Below are 279 nucleotides of genomic sequence, written 5' to 3'. Positions count from 1 at the left end.
CGCACGGCCACCTCCGCCGTCATCGGCGCGGTGTTGGCGGTGCCCCGGACCCCGTCCGTGCCGAAAAGCTTGCGTGCCATGGCTGTTCTTGCCCCTTCCTACCCGGTCTCGATCTGCGTCAGCGGCGCCCAGAGGGCGAGCGCCTGTCGCGTCGCTTCTACATCATGGACCCGCAGGACCTGAACCCCCTGCGCGGCCCCGTGCAACGCCACCGCGACCGACCCCGCCACCCGGTCCGCCGCCTGAGGTGTCGCGGACAGAGTGCCGATGAAGGATTTG

1 pseudogene is annotated in these 279 nt (G+C 70.3%); it reads right to left on the bottom strand.

Features of this window, described 5'->3' with window-relative positions:
* Positions 1 to 98 precede the first annotated feature (98 nt).
* Positions 99 to 279 (bottom strand): annotated as a pseudogene (locus tag H2O73_RS23940) (hypothetical protein); the annotation flags it as partial.

Origin of the sequence: Vibrio marinisediminis (genome assembly GCF_014050145.1) — a bacterium.
Taxonomy (GTDB): Bacteria; Pseudomonadota; Gammaproteobacteria; order Enterobacterales; family Vibrionaceae; genus Vibrio; species Vibrio marinisediminis.
The sequence above is the reverse complement of the archived record's forward strand: the minus strand, read 5'-3'. Positions and strand labels throughout refer to the sequence as shown.